At 51.0% G+C, this 1,752-nt stretch carries 2 protein-coding genes; both read left to right on the plus strand.

Annotated features, from left to right (window positions below; all coding sequences use genetic code 11):
- Window positions 1–431: 431 nt before the first annotated feature.
- On the plus strand, window positions 432–869 hold the full coding sequence (locus IQ270_RS30045; RefSeq protein WP_193976748.1) for a hypothetical protein: 438 nt from the start codon (window positions 432–434) through the stop codon (window positions 867–869).
- 523 nt (window positions 870–1,392) lie between these two features.
- On the plus strand, window positions 1,393–1,752 hold a 360-nt coding region (locus tag IQ270_RS31655), incomplete at its 3' end, for a hypothetical protein (protein ID WP_228056837.1).

A 1,752-nucleotide genomic window follows, 5' to 3' on the forward strand; every position in this document is an offset into this window, starting at 1 on the left:
GGTGAACCGCACCACCAAAGGGTAAATGATTTTGGCGCTGAACTTGCGGTTGCGTAGGGGGCATTGTTCATCTGGCGAGAGCTAGCCGGGCGCCCCGCTCGTTTCAAGCGCAGTTCTTCTAACAGCACCCGCGGAGGGTAGAAGTGCGGAGGGATTTCTCAAGTGCGCCTCGGGTGGAGTGATGGCAGGTTTACGATTGGTCTTCAGGGGTGCGGGTGGTAGGTTGCCACCTACCCTATACGTGCTTCTCCCGTCGTTTGAAGGGCGGAGAAAGGGGGAGCGTTTGGTCGTGGCGGAACGCTAGTTGACAGCGCACCCAGCCTCAGGCGAAGTTCCTTTGACAACACCCGCACACGCTTTCGGGGAGAGCTCGAGTTTCAAGGCAGTTTAGAGCAAAGCTGAAAACCGGATAAATCGACGGTGGGTCGAAAATGGATCTTTTTGAGACCTTCTTCTCAGCTTATTTCACATTCAAGGCTCCATTCGTTGTCCGCCTAATCAAGTCAGATATTGAAATACGTGGTCGGATAAAAGTAACGTGTTATGCGAAGAAGGACGGCCGGATTGTCAAGTATGACTTTTCAAAGAAGGATGGTCATCACTCCGCAATCGAAAGCGGCGATAATATCCGCACGATAATGATCTCAGGTCCAGACGCTACTTTTCAGTCAATACTATCCCCCGAAGAAAATCCTGCTCGCCCTTGGCACTTGGGACTTTGGTATCGGGGATATCAATGGAAATGGACACCTGACGTTCAAATCCTTCGTGCATACGACGGCGCGAGCGCCTTCTACTTCAAGGCCGAAGAAGTGAATGAAATCCGAGCAATGCTTGTAGATACCAGCAAGGACACAGCGGAGCTATGACTGAACAAAATAGCGATTTTGGGCGCTTATGGAATAGGCGGGTATGAAATATGTCCTGTGTCTGGAGGTGCTCAGGGCAACCTTCTAGGGTTTTCGTACGAGGCATCTTTCAATAGCAGCGTCAAGGCACAAACCCCGCAGGTGGGGTGCTGTCAGACAAGAGCGAACCAGTCTCCGTTACCCCTACCCCACCATCGGGTCAGGCAGCGAGAAGGCCGCGCCACTCGGCGAGATCGGCGGTGCACATCGCCTCAACCCGCTTGCCCCTGAGCTCGGCAACAGACATCGGGCCGAACATCGAAACGGGGAGCGTTTGATTGTTCGGCAAAGTTAGCGACACACGCCGAAACGCAGGCCAACATTTGCTTACAACCTCATTGGACTCAGCTCGACAAAACTCGCCTTTCCTGTCAAAATGGAGAAATCGATAACTGCGCATCCGCCAAGGACTTGATGTCATCTGAAGACGTCGCTTCATGGGAGAGCAAAAATTTGCTTACACCTCCGCAATCCGATAAAGCAGTTGCCTAGACCTTTCAAAGGAGTACTCGCCTTATACGCCGTTACAGCGTTTGTTAGTGCATTGGTGCCGGCCACTGCTAGATCAGAGATTATTGATCTTGATGGAGTTTCCGCTGACTCTGCGAGCAGTATCTTAGAAGCCGTTTGGGCCTGCCCTGGAAGGCAACTTGACCAGGTTGAACGTAAATACGATTTAACCGAGACAAAATTGTTGACCAAATTCTTCTATCCTCAAATTGGCGCTGTGAGTCCATATGGCTTAACTTCTCACATTTATTCAAAGCTTAATTCCTCAGGACGCATTCAAGCGCTTTACGTCTCATTTTCAAATGAGAACTCATATAAGAGTGGTAATGGGCCC

The organism is Microcoleus sp. LEGE 07076 (assembly GCF_015207455.1).
Lineage (GTDB): Bacteria > Cyanobacteriota > Cyanobacteriia > Cyanobacteriales > Microcoleaceae > Microcoleus.

Coding starts and splice junctions, on each gene's coding strand:
- IQ270_RS30045 (WP_193976748.1), top strand. CDS start 432: ATGGATCTTTTTGAGACCTTCTTCTCAGCTTATTTCACATTCAAGGCT.